Below are 18,888 nucleotides of genomic sequence, written 5' to 3' on the forward strand. Positions count from 1 at the left end.
TCGCTATTGTGCACAAATGATTCAAGAATGTAATATTTGTTAATTAAGCGTCTGTTTACCCTGCCCCCTCCCCGCACTACACTACTGGCAGTATTTAGACAGAGGTGGGAATGAACGATTATAAAATGACGCCGGGTGAGTTGCGCGCCACCTGGGGTTTAGGGACTGTATTTTCTCTGCGTATGCTCGGTATGTTCATGGTCCTGCCGGTTCTGACCACATACGGCATGGCATTACAGGGCGCCAGCGAGGCATTGATTGGCCTTGCCATCGGGATTTATGGCCTGGCGCAGGCCGTCTTTCAGATTCCCTTCGGGCTGGTATCCGACCGCATTGGCCGTAAGCCGTTAATCATCGGCGGCTTAGCGATTTTTGTGTTGGGCAGCGTGATTGCCGCACTGTCGCACTCGATCTGGGGCATTATTTTGGGCCGCGCCTTACAGGGCTCTGGCGCAATTGCCGCCGCCGTGATGGCACTGCTATCTGACTTAACCCGCGAACAGAACCGCACCAAAGCGATGGCCTTTATCGGCGTCAGTTTCGGCGTCACGTTTGCCATTGCGATGGTGCTTGGCCCTATCATCACCCATAAATTAGGGCTACATGCGCTGTTCTGGATGATTGCCGGGCTAGCAACGCTTGGGATATTGCTGACTATTCTGGTCGTACCGAATAGCCATAACCACGTTCTTAACCGCGAATCCGGCATGGTAAAAGGCTGTTTCAGCAAAGTGCTGATGGAGCCACGGCTGTTAAAACTCAACTTTGGCATCATGTGCCTGCACATCTTGCTGATGTCCACGTTTGTTGCTCTGCCGAGGCAACTTGAGGCAGCGGGTTTTCCGGCAGCCGAGCACTGGAAAATTTACCTGGTGACGATGCTTGTCTCATTCGTTTCCGTCGTGCCGTTTATCATCTACGCCGAAGTAAAACGCCGCATGAAGCGGGTATTTGTGCTGTGTATCGCGCTGTTGCTGATTGCTGAAATTGTACTGTGGGGCGCGGGAAGCTATTTCTGGGAACTGGTCGCAGGGGTACAAATTTTCTTCCTCGCCTTTAATCTGATGGAGGCGTTACTGCCATCGCTTATCAGCAAAGAAGCGCCAGCGGGCTATAAGGGTACGGCGATGGGGATTTACTCCACCAGTCAGTTCCTGGGCGTGGCGATCGGCGGGGCGTTGGGCGGCTGGGTTGATGGCCGGTTTGATTCACAAACGGTCTTTTTAGCGGGGGCGCTATTGGCGACCGCCTGGCTGTTGGTCTCCATGACCATGCAGGAACCGCCGTACGTCAGCAGTCTGCGCGTGGAAATTCCGCCGGAGATCAACGCCGATGAGGCTTTACGCGAGCGTCTGTTGGCAACGGATGGCGTGAAAGAAGTGTTGGTGGTTGCAGAAGAACACTCTGCATACGTCAAAATTGACAGCAAAGTGACGAACCGCTTTGAAGTTGAACAGGCCATCAGGCTGGCCTGAGCAAACGTATTGCCGGATGGCGGCTACCGTCTTATCCGGCCTACAAATCACACAACCGCACAAAATACGTAGGCCTGATAAGCGAAGCGCCATCAGGCACGGCGACTTAATCGCGGAAATTTTTAAACTGGAACGGTTGACCAAGATCACCGCCGCGCACCAGCGCCATCGCAGCTTGCAGGTCATCACGCGCTTTACCGGTTACGCGAATTTCTTCGCCCTGAATTTGCGTCTGCACCTTCAGTTTGCTGTCTTTAATCAGCTTGACGATTTTCTTCTGCACAGCGCTTTCAATGCCTTGTTTCAGCTTAGCTTCAACAAACCAGGTTTTACCGCTGTGTACGAAGGTTTCTGGAACGTCCAGCGACGTGCCTTCAATGCCGCGTTTCAGCAGTTTGGCGCGCAGAATATCCAGCAACTGATTAACCTGGAAATCAGACTCGCTCAGCACTTTGATGGTTTTGTTGGCGTCGTTTAATTCAAATGTGGCTTCAACGCCACGGAAATCAAAGCGTGACTCGACTTCACGGCTGGCGTTATCCACCGCGTTACGCGCTTCCTGAAGGTCAACTTCAGAGACAATATCGAAAGATGGCATCTTTTCCCCTCCCTTAGTTACTTTTGCGTTGCATAATACCTGCAACGCGGCATAACTCAACTTTGTTATCCCCGGAAGCTCTATTGATAACGCTATACTCACACTTACTCGCGTCATCGTCAGCGTGAAGTATGACATACCAGTAGCCTCTGGTGTGGTAAGAAGATAGTCAGGAGGATGTGTGAAAATTACAGTGTTGGGATGTGGCGCGCTAGGTCAACTATGGATGACGGCGCTCCACACAAAAGGATTTGAAGTACAAGGATGGCTACGTGTACCTCAGCCCTACTGTAGTGTGAACCTGGTAGAGCTGGACGGCAGTGTGTTTAATCAGTCGCTAATTGCTAACGACCCTGATTTTCTGGCGCAAACTGACCTACTGCTGGTGACGCTAAAAGCCTGGCAGGTTTCTGATGCGGTCAGAAGTCTGGCGGCAACGCTTCCAGTGACGACGCCAATTCTGCTAATTCACAACGGTATGGGGACACTCGCCGAGCTGACCGATATAAAGCAGCCCATTCTGCTGGGTGCGACCACTCAGGCAGCGCGCCACGACGGTAACGTGATCGTTCATGTCGCTAACGGCACAACGCATATCGGCCCAGCCAAACGCTACGACGACGACTACAGCGCGCTCGCCGAAACGCTACAAGACGTGCTGCCGGATGTCGCCTGGCACGATAATATCCACCCGGCCATGTGGAGCAAACTGGCTGTTAACTGCGTCATCAACCCGCTCACCGCGCTAATGAACTGCCCAAATGGCGAACTACGCCACCATACAACGCAAATTGCGATGATATGTGAAGAGGTGGCTATGACCATGACGCGGGAAGGATTTCATACCTCTCCTGAAAGTCTGTTATTTTATGCCAACCAGGTGATTGAAACGACAGCGAACAATATTTCCTCGATGCTGCAAGATATCCGCGCGCAAAGGCACACCGAAATCGACTATATCACCGGTTTCTTGCTCAAGCGCGCGCGGGCGCACGGTATTCCCGTGCCAGAAAACACCCGCCTGTATGAATTAGTTAAACGTAAGGAGAGTGAATATGAGCGCGTCGGCACTGATTTGCCTCGCTCCTGGTAGTGAAGAGATGGAAACCGTCACCACTATCGATTTGTTAGTGCGTGGCGGTATCCAGGTCACTACCGCAAGCGTCGCGGGCGATGGCAACCTGGCCATTACCTGCTCGCGCGGCGTTAAGCTGCTGGCCGATGCCCCGCTGGTGGAAGTCGCTGACGGTGATTACGACATTATCATCCTGCCTGGCGGCATTAAGGGCGCGGAGTGTTTTCGCGACAGCCCGTTGCTGGTTGAAACGGTGAGACAGTTTCATCTCTCCGGGCGCATCGTCGCGGCCATTTGTGCCGCAGCCGCCACCGTACTCGTCCCGCACGAAATTTTCCCTATCGGCAATATGACCGGCTTCCCGGCGCTGAAAGATCAAATACCGGAAGGCCAATGGGTGGACAAACGCATCGTTTGGGATCCGCGCGTAAACCTGCTAACCAGCCAGGGGCCGGGCACGGCTATCGACTTTGGGCTGAAAATTATCGATCTACTGGTCGGGCGCGAGAAAGCGCACGAAATCGCATCACAGCTGGTGATGGCGGCAGGGATTTATAACTACTACGAATAAAAATAACCGGGCCGTGATTATGCAGGCCCGGTCATTTTCAGAGGATAACTTACAGGACTGAAGCCGCCATCTGATGCATATACTGCTGCATCTGCTCAGGCAGTGATTGCGTATCATCTGCCGAAGAGGCGAACCCCGCCATTGCGCTTACCATCAATTGCATCTGCTGGCGCTCAGAACCAGCACCTTCAAGCACACCTGAGTCGCCAGAAGCGGCACTCAATAAATCATCTCTTTTAAACCACAGATCGTTCGCGTCATTGGTTGCCTGAATGTTTGATGCAACCGATGCTCCTCCATCATTTGCAGATTGCAGCAATGCTCCAGAACGCAGTGCCGGATTAACATCAAAATGCCAGGTAACGGTAGCCAGGTCATCACTCGTCAGGGTTCTATCGTCAAATTCAAGTTCGATAAATCGATGCGACTGCTGAATATAGTAATTGCTAACTCGGACACTATCCTCGTTACCATAGGCGTAAATAAGCAGATCGTTATTGTCCCTTTTTGTGCGAATGTCATTTGCATCAGCACCTTTAAAGACCAACGTATCGGTGGTGCTGCCATCACTGCTGTAGTCCGACACCGTGTCCTGGCCATGCCCTTTTCTGAACTGATAGCGGTCGGTGCCATTGCTGCCATATAACCGATCATTTCCCGAGCCCCCTTCCAGCACGTCATCGCCTGCGCCGCCGTCCAGCGTGTCGTTACCCGCACCGCCTGTCTGATAGTCTGCGTACTCCCAGCCGTTCAGCGTGTTATTCCCGTCAGTGCCGGTTTCCGTCATCACCCGCTCCGTCAGGTCTGCCTGTGTCAGCGTACCGTCTTCACACACCAGGTTCAGTTTCCGGTAGCTGTCCGAGATGAAGTAATTCTCCACCGCCACGCTGTCGTCTTCACCATAAGCATAAATCACCAGGTTATTACCGCGTTTCTCCAGCCGCAGGTCTGCTGAACGTGCACCGCTGAACACCAGCTCGTTGATGTCTTTATCCGTGCTGCTGTTACTGTCGTTCAGCGTGTCCTGACCGTGTCCCCTGCTGAACAGATAACGGTCTGCACCGCTGCCGCCGTATAACCGGTCATTTCCCGTGCCCCCTCCAGCACATCATCGCCTGTGTCGCCGCTCAGCGTGTCGTTACCCGCACCGCCTGTCTGATAGTCTGCGTACTCCCAGCCGTTCAGCGTGTTATTCCCGTCAGTGCCGGTTTCCGTCATCACCCGCTCCGTCAGGTCTGCCTGTGTCAGCGTACCGTCTTCACACACCAGATTCAGTTTCCGGTAGCTGTCCGAGATGAAGTAATTCTCCACCGCCACGCTGTCGTCTTCACCATAAGCATAAATCACCAGGTTATTACCGCGTTTCTCCAGCCGCAGGTCTGCTGAACGCGCACCGCTGAACACCAGCTCGTTCAGACCTTTATCCGTGCTGCTGTTACTGTCGCTCAGCGTGTCCTGACCGTGTCCCCTGCTGAACAGATAACGGTCTGCACCGCTGCTGCCATATAACCGGTCATTTCCCGTGCCCCCTTCCAGCACGTCATCGCCTGCGCCGCCGTCCAGCGAGTCATTACCCGCACCGCCGTCCAGCACATCATCACCTGTGCCGCTGTTCAGCGTGTCATTACCCGCACCGCCTGCCTGATGGTCTGCGTACTCCCAGCCGTTCAGCGTGTTATTCCCGTCAGTGCCGGTTTCCGTCATCACCCGCTCCGTCAGGTCTGCCTGTGTCAGCGTACCGTCTTCACACACCAGATTCAGTTTCCGGTAGCTGTCCGATATGAAGTAATTCTCCACCGCCACGCTGTCGTCTTCACCGTAGGCATAAATCACCAGCGTATAACCCCGCTTTTCCAGCCGCAGGTCTGCTGAACGTGCACCGCTGAACACCAGTTCGTTGATACCTTTATCCGTACTGCTGTTACTGTCGCTCAGCGTGTCCTGACCGTGTCCCCTGCTGAACAGATAACGGTCTGCACCGCTGCTGCCATATAACCGGTCATTTCCCGTGCCCCCCTCCAGCACGTCATCGCCTGTTCCGCCGTCCAGCGAGTCATTACCCGCACCGCCGTCCAGCACATCATCACCTGTGCCGCTGTTCAGCGTGTCATTACCCGCACCGCCTGCCTGATGGTCTGCGTACTCCCAGCCCCTCTGCGTGTCATTCCCGTCAGTGCCGGTTTCTGCCATCACCCGGCCCGTGAGATCTGTCTGTGTCAGCGTACCGTCTTTGCATACCAGGTTCAGTTTCCGGTAGCTGTCCGACGTAAAATAATTTGCCACCGTCACGCTGTCGTCTTCACCGTAGGCATAAATCACCAGCGTATAACCCCGCTTTTCCAGCCGCAGATCTGCTGAACGCGCACCGCTGAACACCAGTTCGTTGATACCTTTATCCGTACTGTTGTTACTGTCACTCAGCCTGTCCTGACCGTGTCCCCTGCTGAACAGATAACGGTCTGCACCGCTGCTGCCATATAACCGGTCATTTCCCGTGCCCCCTTCCAGCACGTCATCGCCTGCGCCGCCGTCCAGCGTGTCGTTGCCCGCACCGCCGTCCAGCACATCATCACCTGTGCCGCTGTTCAGCGTGTCATTACCCGCACCGCCTGCCTGATGGTCTGCGTACTCCCAGCCCCTCTGCGTGTCATTCCCGTCAGTGCCGGTTTCCGCCATTACCCGGCCCGTGAGGTCTGCCTGTGTCAGCGTACCGTCTTCACACACCAGGTTCAGTTTCCGGTAGCTGTCCGATATGAAGTAATTCTCCACCGCCACGCTGTCGTCTTCACCATAGGCATAAATCACCAGGTTATTACCGCGTTTCTCCAGCCGCAGGTCTGCTGAACGTGCACCGCTGAACACCAGTTCGTTGATACCTTTATCCGTACTGCTGTTACTGTCGCTCAGCGTGTCCTGACCGTGTCCCCTGCTGAACAGATAACGGTCTGCACCGCTGCTGCCATATAACCGGTCATTTCCCGTGCCCCCTCCAGCACGTCATCGCCTGTTCCGCCGTCCAGCGAGTCATTACCCGCACCGCCGTCCAGCACATCATCGCCTGTGCCGCTGTTCAGCGTATCGTTACCCGCACCACCTGTCTGATGGTCTGCGTACTCCCAGCCGTTCAGCGTGTTATTCCCGTCAGTGCCGGTTTCCGCCATTACCCGCTCCGTCAGGTCTGCCTGTGTCAGCGTACCGTCTTCACACACCAGATTCAGTTTCCGGTAGCTGTCCGATATGAAGTAATTCTCCACCGCCACGCTGTCGTCTTCACCATAGGCACGAATCACCAGGTCGCTGCCCTGCTTTTCTATATTCACATCCGCTGTCTTAACATCTTGCAGGATTATCTTATTGGCTTGGCTGGTTGATGTTGCATAATCAACAACAACATCATGACCGTGATTAGCGGTAAAATAATAAGAAGAGGCTTCATTTTTATTTCCATTAAATGTTTCATTCTTATTATTTGAAAATGCTACGAAGAAATCCACCAACCCAATCCTTTCAACATCTTCAGAAAAACCAGGAAGATATGTCATGACCTTTGCAAAAAGGCCACGTAATGTCACAGACAGTTCAGAATTGACAGCATCCTGCATATCCAAAAATTTTTCAAAAGAGCTAAAGTTCAATGTGGGTTGACCTGATTCCTTATTCACATCAATACTTATTAAAGAAAAAAACTCTTCATACTTTGATTGAATTAAAATTTGTGCCCCTATATATCCTTTAAACTCTTCATACTCAGAGATGATTTCTTTCGCCGCACCGGGTAAAGGATCTACGGTTCTGTTCACTACATTAAGATAATTATCACCGGTGGCACACTCCATTACAGCCAGTATTCTGGCATCAATGTTTGAACCACGAGAAGAGGGAGCTACCTTTTCGACACCAGCCCAAGAGAAGACAATACTATCAAGTAATCCATCTTGCATTGGATTATTGATAAATTCTTTAACCTGCTCTTTTAACCCCTCATCTTTCGCCATCGCAATATGTAGAGACGGCATATTACCAAACCCTGCCACTTCAGGAAGAAACGCTATATCCAGTGAAACCTCACCGTCCCAGTTGTAACGGGTATCTTGTTTGTTATGGTCAAACCAAACATCTTCAGACACGCCTTTCGAGTTATCATCATAATAGATAACAGACGCCTGTTTATGGGCGTTACCCTGTGCATCAACAGCATTCGATGTGCTATAACGAGTATCGATAGCAACAATACCTGCATCTTGTAAACTAATTAACTCACCGTTATCGGCAATACCATTACTATTCTTATCTTGCCATAATTGCAGTGTAGCCCAGGCATTATCTTTAGAATCAATAAAATGATCTTTATTATCATCCAGTGATTTCAATGCCTCATAACCATTTGCCGCTTTACTCCCGTCGGTAAGAAGGGTGTTATCGCCAAACAACTCCTGCCCACTTTCAATCGCACCATTTTTATTTCTATCAAAAACTAATAAAGCATCATCTTTAGCAACCCAGCCGGTTTTTTCCAGATACGTGTTGGCATCATGATCAAAATACACACCTTGATTTAATGAGAGGGTTTCAACACCATCTTTATCAAGATCTATTATTATCGGTGAACTGGTTTTTTCTGCGTCCTCCATTGAAGGACCACCACCTTTTTCATTTTTCTTACGCCAGTTATCAACAACATTTAGTGGGATGATTAAACTACCATTTGGATCTATACCGGCCCATTCCAGTATACCCGCCAGTTTATCATTTAGATTTTTAGGAAATTTAAATGAGGGATCCTTGAACCCCAGCATTTCAGGAATACCATACTTATCCCAGCCTTCTGATACTACTTCTCCCGCAATCATGCCAGCAGCCATAGCAATACCTGCGGCCAGCGCTGGATTAAATCGGGATATTGCTGGAACAAACGCGCCAAGGCCAGCAAGTAGTGCCTCACCAACAGCCCAACCAACCGCACCTGATACAGCGGATTTGGTCATTTCATTAGCAGCAGACTTCCCATCTATAATAGCTTGACCAATCCCTGATACCGTAGAGTAATTATCAATAACCGATTTAATCGCATCTACATCAGCGTCGGATGTCACCTGAATTCCATCAATGATTTTACTAAGCGTATCGGCGGCATCGAGATTATTAAGCAACAAATCGTTAGATTCATTTAATTTCAAACCTTGAAATAATTCATATTCAGGATTTATAGCCCCCTGAATTTCATTATAGTTAATAGCCTGATTAATTTTCTTCTGGAATTCGTATTTAATATACAAAGCATTGAGATGACATAAATTATCTGAGACATCATAGCCAGCATTTTGATATAGTGACTTAATCTCCTGCTGTACTTGCAGCATACCTTCCTCTGAAAATACCAGCGGTACAAAACTCACCAGTTTTTCAGAAAATGAAATCATTTCAGCATCAATCGTTGAATTAACATCCGTCATATCCGTATCCCTTCATTTTTAATGATCTGATACGATTAGATGAAAAAGCGGCCACCCAGTCAAATCTCATATTTGTATACATCCGTGCATACCATTCAAAAAATAAATAACCAACACATCATAAATAAAAACATTCTGATAAGCTCAAGCTACACCAGTTATATTATTCCATTTAACGCAAATTTCAGAGATAAGAACGTAGAAATATGAACTTTTTCGAACATACAAAATAAATATAAAACACAACCTAAAATATAAGAATAAATTTCATCATTAATTATTATTGCATTACCCTGTTACTCCGATTACCTTTTAACGGTTGGTTCAATAATCAGCATCATAATTAATGATTATACATAATCTCAATTAATAAACTCACATGGATGTTTGATGAATGCCCTCCCCAAATAAAGACATTTCGGCGCTAACCATTCTGGCTCATTATCATGGTATTGCAATTAACGCAGAAGATATCAAACATCAGTTCAATCATGCTGATTCAGGTTTCGATTTAACCACTTGGTTACTGGCGGCGAAAAAAATTGGGTTAAAAGCACAGGCGGTAAAGAAAACGGCAAAAGCGCTCGTAAAAATTAGTCTGCCTGCGCTGGTATGGAGCAACACAGGCGAGCATTTCATTCTGGCTAAAATTGAAAACAATAAATATCTGATTCAGGATCTGGACTTAAAAAAGCCCGTCATTTTGGAAGAGTGCGATTTTCTGCAACGCTATACAGGCCAGGTTATCTTAATCACCTCAAGAGCGACCATACTCGGCACCCTGGCAAAGTTTGATTTCACCTGGTTTATCCCCGCCGTCATTAAATATCGCCGTATTCTGGGAGAGGTGTTGCTGGCATCGGTGGTATTACAGTTTTTTGCTCTGGTTACACCGCTCTTTTTCCAGGTGGTGATGGATAAGGTGCTGGTACACCAGGGCTTTAGTACTCTTGATGTCGTCGCTGTGGCGCTGTTTATTGTTATCCTATTTGAAGTCCTGTTGGGGGGATTGCGCACTTATATCTTCGCGCATACGACCAGCCGGATAGACGTGGAGCTGGGGGCAAGGCTGTTTCGCCATATGCTGGATCTCCCCATCGCCTGGTTTGAGCGACGCCGAGTTGGCGATACCGTGGCTCGTGTCAGAGAACTGGAGCAGATCCGCAACTTTCTCACCGGCCAGGCGCTGACATCCGTTATCGATCTCTTTTTCTCCTTCATTTTTATCGCCGTCATGTGGTACTACAGCGGCTGGCTGACTTTAGTCGTGCTGGCGTCGCTTCCCTGCTATGCCATCTGGTCAGCCACCATTAGCCCTCTGTTACGCGCCAGGCTAAATGACAAATTTGCCCGTAATGCCGATAACCAGTCTTTTCTGGTTGAGTCAGTGACAGCCATTAACACCCTAAAAGCGATGGCGGTAGAGCCGCAAATGACCCGTCACTGGGATAAACAGCTCGCTGCTTATGTCAGTTCTGGATTTAAAGTCGCCACACTTGCCACCATTGGGCAACAGGGCATTCAACTGATCCAAAAATTAGTCATGCTCGTAAATTTATGGCTTGGGGCGAGGTTGGTGATTGCCGGGGATATTACCGTTGGGCAGCTTATCGCTTTTAATATGTTGGCAGGACAGGTCGCAGCTCCGGTTATTCGCCTGGCACAGCTCTGGCAGGATTTTCAGCAGGTGGGTATCTCGGTTGCTCGTTTGGGCGATATCCTGAATACTCCGGCGGAATCACCTGCCAGCCGCCTCGCGTTACCGGAAATTATGGGAAAAATTACTTTTGAGAACGTCGTTTTCCGCTACCGCCCCGATGGGCCGGAAATAATCAAATCATTGAACCTCACCATTATGGAAGGTGAAATTGTCGGAATTGTTGGCCGTTCGGGATCAGGGAAAAGTACCTTAACGCGACTGATACAACGCCTGTACATACCGGAACGTGGCAGGGTATTAGTTGATGGCAACGATCTGTCTTTGGTCGATCCCGCCTGGTTACGCCGTCAGGTGGGCGTGGTGTTGCAGGAAAATGTATTATTCAACCGCAGTATAAGAGATAACATCGCGCTAACTGAACCGGGTATGCCGTTAGAAAAAGTGATTACAGCGGCCAAATTAGCCGGCGCTCATGATTTTATCATGGAGCTTCCTGAAGGCTATGATACTAACGCGGGCGAACAAGGTTCTCTGTTATCCGGCGGGCAACGCCAGCGTATCGCCATTGCCAGAGTATTGGTCAATAACCCACGCATCTTAATACTGGACGAAGCCACCAGCGCACTGGATTACGAATCTGAACATGCCATCATGAAAAACATGCAGCTCATTTGTCAGGGTCGTACTGTTTTTATTATTGCTCATCGCTTATCTACCGTCCGTTTTGCCGATCGCATCATCGCTATGGATAAAGGCGAGATTATTGAACAGGGCAAGCATGATGAATTAATAAAAATTCAAAACGGCTACTATCGTCACCTTTTCGAATTTCAAGCACATTAGCTTGACCGGGAAATAAGAAATGAAACTCTGGTGTAAAACAATTAAAGAGTTCTGGCTCAGATACGTAAAAATCTGGGCTGATGTGTGGCAAGTACGAGAGCAACTGGCTCCCCCAAAACGTGCGGCGGATGATTATGCTTTTTTACCCGCCCATCTGGAGCTTATCGAAAAGCCCGTTTCCGTCGCGCCTAAAATCGTGGTTCGAACCATTATGTTATTCGCAGCATTGGCAATACTATGGGCTATCATTGGCAAGGTTGATATTGTTGCCGTTTCACAGGGTAAAACCGTGCCAGGCGGTCGCAGTAAAACCATCCAGTCACTGGAAACATCGGTGGTAAAAAAGATCTACGTTAAAGATGGCGATAAAGTCACTGTGGGCCAGCTATTGGCTGAATTAAGCGGGGTTGGCTCCGATAACGATTATGTGCAGTCACAGCGAATGCTTAATGCGGCAAAACTTGCCAGACAGCGTAATACCATACTGCTCGCCGCGTTAAATGCGAAAAGTAAACCACTGATCGAACAAGCGGAGCTGTTAGCGGCAGGTATTGATAAAAAGGATATTTTGGCCAGTGAACAGCTGGCGCAAAATCAGTATCAGACATGGTACATTCAAGATCAGCAACTGAAGACGGTTCTGCAACAGCATAAAGCGGAATTACGCGCCAGCGAAGCGCAGATAGTAAAACTAAAGAATATCGGTGTAATAGAACGGCAGCGTTTAAGCGATTTTAAGAAATTACTCGATAAAAACTACCTTTCGCAGCATGAATATTATCAACAAGAAAGTGCAACCATTGAAAACAGCAACGATCTGAATACGCAAATCAGTCAGGCGGAGCAAATAAAAGAATCGATAAATCAGGCTGAGCATGAACGTAGTTTAAATAGCCAGACATTAAAGAGAGATATTCTGGACGCGCTGCGTCAAAGTAATGAAGATATTGAGCAGTTAACGGAACAAATGCTGAAAACCAGACAACGGCAAACGTTTATGACCCTTAAGTCTCCAGTTAATGGGACAATACAACAGTTAGTTGCCCATACCGTCGGCGGCGTCATCATGGAAGGCCAAACGCTGATGGTGGTTGCGCCTCAGGAAGACAAAATTGAAGTGGAAGCTCTGGTGGCCAATAAAGATATTGGTTTTGTCCGTGCCGGTCAGGAAGCGGTAATAAAAATTGAGTCGTTTCCTTATACCTGCTACGGTTATCTGACTGGGAAAGTCAAACATGTCAGCTTCGATGCCATTGAAGATGAAAAACTGGGGCTGGTGTTTTCCGCCATTATTACGTTAGATCAATCAGGCATCAATATTGAAGGCACGCGCATACCGCTGAGTGCGGGAATGAATATAACGGCTGAAATCAAGACCGGAAAAAGGCGCGTCATTGAGTATCTTTTTAGTCCACTACAAACAAAAGTGGATGAGAGTTTCAAAGAGCGTTAAACAGAGTTGCCCGGTGAACCAACGCCACCGGGCATTATGGCTTACGGGCGATACACCTTCACGTTGGCAAAGCCTTGCTCACGCAGATACAGCGCCTGCAAGCGGCTCATTACGCCACGCTCGCACCACAGCAGATAGTTTTTGCTCTGGTCGAGGTCACCAAACTGAGTGCTCAGTTTATAGAACGGCAGCGAAGCCACTTCTACGCCTTCCAGCTTCAGCGGTTTATCGTCCTGTTCGTCGATAGAGCGGATATCCAAAATCACATCGTTGTCGCCAAAACTGTCAACGGTTTCCACTTCCACCACGTCTTGCTGCGTCTGCTGGGCAATTTCGCGGATATCAACGTTATTCGCTTCAGCCACCACTTTATCGAGAATGCTGAAATCGAAATGCGCTTCTTCGGCCTCGATTTTTTCCTTAACCGCTTTGATGGTTGGGCTTTTCGAGATAACGCCACAGTATTCCGGCATGGTACGGGCAAAATCTTCCGTACCGATTTCGCGCGCCAGATTAATGATGTGCTCTTTATCGTGCGAAATCAGCGGACGCAGGATTAAGGTATCGGACACATTGTCGATAAGACGCAGGTTGGTCAGCGTCTGGCTGGACACCTGACCCAGCGCTTCACCGGTCACCAGCGCCTGCACACCATAGCGTTCAGCAACTTTCGACGCCGCGCGCACCATCATGCGTTTAAGTACCACGCCCATCTGGCCATCGTCGACTTTCTCCAGGATTTCACCAACCACTGGTTCGAAGTTGATCGCCACGAAACGTACACGGTGCGAACTACCGAAGCGGTTCCACAGATAGTGAGCAACCTGACGAACGCCAATTTCATGCGCTGCGCCGCCGAGGTTAAAGAAGCAATAGTGCACACGGCAGCCACGACGCATCAGCATATAGCTGGAAACGCCGGAGTCAAAACCGCCGGAAATCAACGACAACACGTCTTCCTGAGTCCCGATTGGGAAACCGCCAATACCTTCGTAACGCCCTTTCACCAGCAGCAAACGGTCGTTTTCGATTTCGAGGTTAACGGTCACATCCGGGTTGGTCAGCTTCACACGCGCGGTTTCGATGTGCTGGTTCAAGCCACCGCCAACGTAGCGCTCAACGTCAATAGAGGTAAACTCATGTTTGCCACGGCGTTTTACGCGCACGCAGAAGGTTTTGCCTTCCAGCGTTTCACGCCACAGCGGCAGAGTCTGCTCGAAGATATCGTGCAGTGAGGTAAACGGCACATCTTCCACTTCCAGAATATGGTGAATACCCGGAATGCGCGTCAGCGCGTCGCGGATTACCAGACGCTGGTCTTCATCTTTAGCGCGAACTTCGATGTTATCCCAGTGACGAACGACAGCGAGCGATTCATCATACTGTTTAAGAACGTTACGAATGTTCCCGGTTAAAATTTTAATAAAGCGCAAACGCACAGATTGGCTTTTGATGGTGATTTCCGGGAACAATTTAATGATAAACTTCATGGCGGCAATGGTTCGTTGGCAAGCCCGGCGGGCTTTGAGGAAAAAAGTGTATCGCAGAGTACCGTTCATACTGAAGGCATCTGCGGCCAGGACGCGGAGTATACATCATCCCGCTTACCATTGCGTGTTATTTGCTTCACACCAAGACTCCGTTACCATAGACGCAGTCGCGACATCACAAGAGCCAAACATTCACTATGCCAAAGAAAAACGAAGCCCCAGCCAGTTTTGAAACCGCGTTAACCGAGCTGGAACAGATAGTTAACCGTCTGGAAAGCGGTGCTCTGCCACTGGAAGAGGCATTGAGCGAATTTGAGCGTGGCGTGCAGCTAGCGCGTCAGGGGCAGGCAAAACTGCAACAAGCTGAACAGCGCGTGCAGATTCTGTTGGCCGATAACGAAGATTCTCCTTTAACTCCTTTCACGCCGGACGCCGATTAAATGGATTTTTCGCAACAGTTGAATGCCTGTGTTGAACAGGCAAATGACGCGCTGCGCCGTTTTATCGCTCCGCTGCCGTTTCAGAACACTCCTCTGGTTGACGCCATGCAGTATGGCGCATTATTAGGAGGTAAACGCCTGCGCCCGTTCCTGGTGTATGCCACAGGCCAGATGTTTGGCGTGAGCAATACCACGCTCGATGCCCCAGCCGCCGCCGTTGAGTGCATTCATGCTTATTCGCTGATGCATGACGATTTACCGGCGATGGATGATGACGATTTACGTCGCGGCCAGCCGACCTGCCATATTAAATTTGGCGAGGCGAACGCGATTCTGGCCGGTGACGCGCTACAAACGCTGGCGTTTTCTATACTCAGTGATGCACCGATGGCGGAAGTCTCTGACCGCGATCGTCTGGCGATGCTGTCCGAACTGGCGAGCGCCAGCGGTGTGGCAGGCATGTGCGGCGGTCAGGCGCTGGATCTGGAAGCCGAAGGCAAGCAGGTCAACCTGGCTATGCTTGAGCGCATTCACCGCCATAAAACTGGTGCGTTAATCCGCGCCGCCGTGCGTCTTGGGGCGCTAAGCGCCGGAGAACAAGGGCGTAACGCTCTGCCGCTGCTGGACAGCTACGCCGAAAGCATCGGTCTGGCGTTCCAGGTTCAGGATGACATTCTGGATGTGGTGGGCGATACTGCGACCCTCGGAAAGCGCCAGGGTGCCGACCAGCAACTCGGCAAGAGCACCTATCCGGCATTACTGGGCCTTGAGCAAGCCCGGAAAAAAGCCAGTGACCTCATTGCAGATGCCCGCCAGTCGTTAGCTCAACTGGCCGCACAGTCACTGGATACCACAGCACTGGAAGCGCTGGCGAACTACGTCATCCTGCGCGACAAATAAACAATAAATGAGTCTCAGATGAGTTTTGATATTGCCAAATACCCGACCCTGGCGTTGGTCGATTCCACTCAGGAATTGCGCCTGTTGCCAAAAGAGAGCCTGCCGAAGCTATGTGACGAGCTACGCCGTTACCTGCTCGACAGCGTGAGCCGTTCCAGCGGACACTTTGCCTCCGGGCTTGGCACGGTGGAGCTCACCGTGGCGCTGCACTACGTCTATAACACACCGTTCGACCAGCTTATCTGGGACGTTGGTCACCAGGCCTATCCGCATAAAATTCTGACCGGTCGTCGCGACAAAATTGGCACCATCCGTCAGAAAGGCGGGCTGCATCCGTTCCCGTGGCGCGGTGAAAGCGAATTCGACGTGCTGAGCGTCGGCCACTCGTCCACCTCGATTTCCGCCGGGATTGGTATTGCCGTTGCCGCTGAAAAAGAGAACAAACAGCGCCGTACCGTGTGCGTGATTGGCGATGGCGCGATTACCGCCGGTATGGCATTTGAAGCCATGAACCACGCCGGGGATATCAAACCCGATATGTTGGTGGTGCTGAACGACAATGAAATGTCGATTTCCGAGAACGTTGGCGCGCTGAACAATCATCTGGCGCAACTGCTTTCTGGCAAGCTGTACTCCTCGCTGCGCGAAGGCGGCAAGAAAGTGTTCTCCGGTGTTCCACCAATTAAAGAGTTGCTCAAACGCACCGAAGAACATATCAAAGGGATGGTCGTTCCCGGTACGCTGTTTGAGGAGCTGGGCTTCAACTACATTGGGCCGGTTGACGGGCACGATGTGCTGGGTCTTATCACTACGCTTAAGAATATGCGTGACCTGAAAGGCCCGCAGTTCCTGCACATTATGACCAAAAAAGGCCGGGGCTATGAACCGGCTGAGAAAGACCCGATCACGTTCCACGCAGTGCCAAAATTCGACCCGACCAGCGGTAAGCTGCCGAAAAGCAGCGGCGGCCTGCCAACCTATTCGAAAATCTTTGGCGACTGGCTGTGTGAAACCGCCGCCAAAGACAGCAAATTAATGGCGGTAACACCTGCCATGCGCGAAGGCTCTGGCATGGTAGAGTTTTCGAAAAAATATCCCGATCAGTATTTCGATGTCGCGATTGCCGAACAACATGCGGTGACCTTTGCCGCTGGGCTGGCGATTGGTGGTAACAAGCCGGTAGTGGCGATTTACTCCACCTTCCTGCAACGCGCCTACGATCAGGTTATCCACGATGTGGCTATTCAGAAGCTGCCGGTACTGTTCGCCATTGACCGTGCGGGCATTGTCGGTGCTGATGGGCAGACGCATCAGGGAGCGTTTGATCTCTCGTTCCTGCGTTGCATCCCTGAGATGGTCATCATGACGCCAAGCGATGAAAACGAGTGCCGTCAGATGCTGTACACCGGCTATCACTATGCCGACGGCCCCAGTGCGGTGCGCTATCCGCGCGGCTGCGGTACGGGTGCGGAGCTTCAGCCATTAGAAGCACTGCCATTGGGCAAAGGGGTGGTGAAACGCGAAGGCGAAAAACTGGCTATCCTTAACTTCGGTACACTGCTGGCGGAAGCCGAAATTGTCGCCGAAAAACTCAACGCGACGCTGGTCGATATGCGTTTTGTGAAGCCGCTGGATGAAAGCCTGATTATTGAGCTGGCTGGACGTCATGAATCGCTGGTCACACTGGAAGAAAACGCCATTATGGGCGGCGCGGGTAGCGGTGTGAACGAAGTACTGATGGCGCATCGTAAAGCCGTTCCGGTGCTCAATCTTGGCCTGCCTGATTTCTTCATTCCACAAGGAACGCAGGAAGAGGCGCGCGCCGAACTGGGCCTCGATGCTACCGGCATTGAGGCGAAGATCGCGAACTGGCTGGCCTAACCTCTCTATCCGCTCCTGCTATGCTTAAGGTTATCAGTGACCAGAAGCAGGAGCGGAACCGTGCAATACACTCATTTAGGACACACCAACCTTCGGGTTTCCCGTCTTTGCCTGGGCTGCATGACCTTTGGCGAGCCGGATCGGGGTAACCACGCCTGGACGCTGCCGGAAGACAGCAGCCGACCGATAATCCAACGTGCGCTGGAAGGCGGCATCAACTTTTTCGACACCGCCAACAGCTACTCTGACGGCAGCAGTGAGGAGATTGTGGGCCGTGCGCTGCGTGACTTCGCCCGCCGGGAAGAGGTGGTGGTCGCCACCAAGGTTTACCATCAAGTTGGCGACCTGCAAGAAGGACTTTCCCGCACGCAAATCCTGCGTTCTATTGACGATAGCCTCCGCCGTTTAGGGATGGATTACGTAGACCTGCTGCAAATTCACCGCTGGGACTATCGCACGCCCATAGAAGAGACGCTGGAAGCGCTCGATGAGGTGGTGAAATCAGGTAAGGCGCGCTTTATTGGCGCTTCGTCGATGCACGCTCGACAGTTTGCCCACGCGCTGGCGCTGCAAAAAGCCAATGGCTGGACGCCATTTGTCACCATGCAGGATCACTATAATTTGATCTATCGCGAAGAAGAGCGCGATATGCTGCCGCTGTGCGCTCAGGAAGGGGTGGCGGTGATCCCGTGGAGCCCGCTGGCACGCGGGCGTCTGACGCGCCCGTGGGGAGAAACGACAGCGCGGTTAGTCTCCGACGAGTTTGGCCAAACGCTGTATAGCTCAACGGAAGAAAACGACGCGCAGATTGCCGATCGGCTGGCGCATGTGGCGGATGATATCGGTGCGACACGAGCGCAAACGGCGCTGGCATGGCTGCTGAGTAAACCCGGTATTGCCGCGCCGATTATCGGGGCATCGCGCGAAGATCAATTGGATGAGCTATTGAATGCAGTGGATTTGACGCTGGAACCGGAGCAAGTCGCGGAGATGGAAACACCGTACCAGCAACACCCGGTGGTGGGGTTTAAATAACTCCGCGCGGCAAT

The 18,888-nt window shown here is 50.9% G+C and carries 13 protein-coding genes and 1 pseudogene; 9 read left to right on the plus strand and 5 right to left on the minus strand.

Annotation, left to right across the window (positions count from 1 at the left end; all coding sequences use genetic code 11):
- Positions 1-110 precede the first annotated feature (110 nt).
- Positions 111-1,475 (plus strand): MFS transporter, encoded by a 1,365-nt coding sequence (locus AC6I4B_RS17655; protein ID WP_497767040.1) that lies wholly within the window; start codon positions 111-113, stop codon positions 1,473-1,475.
- Positions 1,476-1,581: 106 nt separating this feature from the next.
- Here the strand turns inward: AC6I4B_RS17655 and AC6I4B_RS17660 are convergent, their stop codons facing one another.
- Positions 1,582-2,073, minus strand: coding sequence for a YajQ family cyclic di-GMP-binding protein (locus AC6I4B_RS17660; RefSeq protein ID WP_497767042.1), 492 nt, complete (start codon positions 2,071-2,073; stop codon positions 1,582-1,584).
- 181 nt (positions 2,074-2,254) lie between these two features.
- Between AC6I4B_RS17660 and panE the strand changes: the two genes are divergently transcribed.
- Positions 2,255-3,166, plus strand: coding sequence for a 2-dehydropantoate 2-reductase (gene panE / locus AC6I4B_RS17665; protein WP_497767043.1), 912 nt, complete (start codon positions 2,255-2,257; stop codon positions 3,164-3,166).
- Positions 3,129-3,719, plus strand: coding sequence for a protein deglycase YajL (gene yajL / locus AC6I4B_RS17670; RefSeq protein WP_497767045.1), 591 nt, complete (start codon positions 3,129-3,131; stop codon positions 3,717-3,719). The genes panE and yajL overlap by 38 nt, the downstream gene beginning before the upstream one ends.
- 49 nt (positions 3,720-3,768) lie before the next feature.
- On the opposite strand, the gene AC6I4B_RS17675 is transcribed toward yajL, so the two are convergent.
- From AC6I4B_RS17675 to AC6I4B_RS17685, 3 genes and pseudogenes are all read right to left on the minus strand, one after another.
- Positions 3,769-4,692 (minus strand): calcium-binding protein, encoded by a 924-nt coding sequence (locus tag AC6I4B_RS17675; RefSeq protein WP_497767046.1) that lies wholly within the window; start codon positions 4,690-4,692, stop codon positions 3,769-3,771.
- Between the two features lie 140 nt (positions 4,693-4,832).
- Positions 4,833-6,677 (minus strand): annotated as a pseudogene (locus AC6I4B_RS17680) (calcium-binding protein); the annotation flags it as partial.
- The gene (locus AC6I4B_RS17685; protein WP_497767048.1) at positions 6,623-9,172 is read right to left on the minus strand and encodes an SPM autocatalytic domain-containing protein; all 2,550 of its coding nucleotides are present in this window, start codon (positions 9,170-9,172) and stop codon (positions 6,623-6,625) included. The pseudogene AC6I4B_RS17680 and the gene AC6I4B_RS17685, both read right to left, overlap by 55 nt.
- Before the next feature lie 394 nt (positions 9,173-9,566).
- Between AC6I4B_RS17685 and AC6I4B_RS17690 the strand changes: the two genes are divergently transcribed.
- Both AC6I4B_RS17690 and AC6I4B_RS17695 read left to right on the plus strand, forming a co-directional pair.
- On the plus strand, positions 9,567-11,675 hold the full coding sequence (locus AC6I4B_RS17690; RefSeq protein WP_497767049.1) for a type I secretion system permease/ATPase: 2,109 nt from the start codon (positions 9,567-9,569) through the stop codon (positions 11,673-11,675).
- 19 nt (positions 11,676-11,694) lie between these two features.
- The gene (locus tag AC6I4B_RS17695; protein WP_497767051.1) at positions 11,695-13,128 is read left to right on the plus strand and encodes an HlyD family type I secretion periplasmic adaptor subunit; all 1,434 of its coding nucleotides are present in this window, start codon (positions 11,695-11,697) and stop codon (positions 13,126-13,128) included.
- A 41-nt stretch (positions 13,129-13,169) separates the two neighbouring features.
- Here the strand turns inward: AC6I4B_RS17695 and thiI are convergent, their stop codons facing one another.
- Positions 13,170-14,618, minus strand: coding sequence for a tRNA uracil 4-sulfurtransferase ThiI (thiI, locus tag AC6I4B_RS17700; RefSeq protein WP_497767053.1), 1,449 nt, complete (start codon positions 14,616-14,618; stop codon positions 13,170-13,172).
- 197 nt (positions 14,619-14,815) lie between these two features.
- Between thiI and xseB the strand changes: the two genes are divergently transcribed.
- The 4 genes from xseB to AC6I4B_RS17720 are packed head-to-tail and all read left to right on the plus strand — an operon-like array spanning position 14,816 to position 18,874.
- Complete coding sequence (gene xseB, locus AC6I4B_RS17705; RefSeq protein ID WP_497767054.1) at positions 14,816-15,058, plus strand: exodeoxyribonuclease VII small subunit; 243 nt, start codon at positions 14,816-14,818, stop codon at positions 15,056-15,058.
- Positions 15,059-15,958: a (2E,6E)-farnesyl diphosphate synthase gene (gene ispA, locus AC6I4B_RS17710; protein WP_497767056.1), complete on the plus strand. Its 900-nt coding sequence runs from the start codon at positions 15,059-15,061 to the stop codon at positions 15,956-15,958. It begins immediately after the preceding gene.
- Positions 15,959-15,976: 18 nt separating this feature from the next.
- Entirely contained in the window at positions 15,977-17,839 is a 1,863-nt protein-coding gene (gene dxs, locus AC6I4B_RS17715) for a 1-deoxy-D-xylulose-5-phosphate synthase (RefSeq protein WP_497767057.1), read from the plus strand.
- Positions 17,840-17,899: 60 nt separating this feature from the next.
- Entirely contained in the window at positions 17,900-18,874 is a 975-nt protein-coding gene (locus AC6I4B_RS17720) for an aldo/keto reductase (protein WP_497767059.1), read from the plus strand.
- The last annotated feature ends 14 nt before the right edge of the window (positions 18,875-18,888 follow it).

The sequence above is a fragment of the Kluyvera fluvialis genome (genome assembly GCF_059725275.1).

What these genes read in the sequence shown, in the direction of transcription:
- AC6I4B_RS17695 (WP_497767051.1), top strand. Translation starts at nt 11,695, where the DNA reads ATGAAACTCTGGTGTAAAACAATTAAAGAGTTCTGGCTCAGATACGTA.
- thiI (WP_497767053.1), bottom strand. Translation starts at nt 14,618, where the DNA reads ATGAAGTTTATCATTAAATTGTTCCCGGAAATCACCATCAAAAGCCAA.
- dxs (WP_497767057.1), top strand. Translation starts at nt 15,977, where the DNA reads ATGAGTTTTGATATTGCCAAATACCCGACCCTGGCGTTGGTCGATTCC.
- ispA (WP_497767056.1), top strand. Translation starts at nt 15,059, where the DNA reads ATGGATTTTTCGCAACAGTTGAATGCCTGTGTTGAACAGGCAAATGAC.
- AC6I4B_RS17655 (WP_497767040.1), top strand. Translation starts at nt 111, where the DNA reads ATGAACGATTATAAAATGACGCCGGGTGAGTTGCGCGCCACCTGGGGT.
- AC6I4B_RS17660 (WP_497767042.1), bottom strand. Translation starts at nt 2,073, where the DNA reads ATGCCATCTTTCGATATTGTCTCTGAAGTTGACCTTCAGGAAGCGCGT.
- AC6I4B_RS17690 (WP_497767049.1), top strand. Translation starts at nt 9,567, where the DNA reads ATGCCCTCCCCAAATAAAGACATTTCGGCGCTAACCATTCTGGCTCAT.
- yajL (WP_497767045.1), top strand. Translation starts at nt 3,129, where the DNA reads ATGAGCGCGTCGGCACTGATTTGCCTCGCTCCTGGTAGTGAAGAGATG.
- AC6I4B_RS17685 (WP_497767048.1), bottom strand. Translation starts at nt 9,172, where the DNA reads ATGACGGATGTTAATTCAACGATTGATGCTGAAATGATTTCATTTTCT.
- xseB (WP_497767054.1), top strand. Translation starts at nt 14,816, where the DNA reads ATGCCAAAGAAAAACGAAGCCCCAGCCAGTTTTGAAACCGCGTTAACC.